At 75.2% G+C, this 537-nt stretch carries 1 pseudogene; it reads right to left on the reverse strand.

Going from position 1 to position 537, the window contains the following annotated elements:
- Positions 1-246 precede the first annotated feature (246 nt).
- Positions 247-537 (reverse strand): annotated as a pseudogene (locus LXN57_RS47785) (hypothetical protein); the annotation flags it as partial.

Consider the following 537-nt stretch of genomic DNA (forward strand, 5'->3'; position numbering starts at 1 on the left):
CCTGGTCGACCATGGTGAACTCCTGACCTGTGGAGCCCGCGTGAAGGGCGGGCGCAATGAATGGGCAGCCCGCATGGTGCAGTACGGGGATGGCTGACGGATCCGAGCAGCAGTCCGGCGGCGGGGGGGGGGGGGGGGGGGGGGGGGGGGGGGGGGGGCGGGCGGCGGGGGGGGGGGGGGCCGGGGGGGGGGGGGGGGGGGGGGGGGGGGCCCGGGGGGGGGGCGCCCCCCCCACGCCGTGCGCTTCTACGTGAGCCAGGTGTTGCGTCGCACGACCGGGGTTGCCGCCCATCGGCGGCCGAGGCCCCACGTGTTTCCGGCGCCCATCAGGGCGAGCACGACAAGGACGGCGGCGTAGACGAGGTGGTCGTCCATGAACGGGTTGGTGGCCGGCGGCAGCACCGCGGTCCACATCAGAACGGTCAGCAGCGCGCCCGCGCCTGCGGCGATGCGCATGCCGATGCCGAGGATCAGCGCCATGCCGATGCCGAGCAGAGCGGTCATGAACAGCACGTCGACGAAGGCGTTGCCGGCGAT

The organism is Paractinoplanes hotanensis (genome assembly GCF_023717965.1).
GTDB classification, from domain to species: Bacteria; Actinomycetota; Actinomycetes; order Mycobacteriales; family Micromonosporaceae; genus Actinoplanes; species Actinoplanes polyasparticus.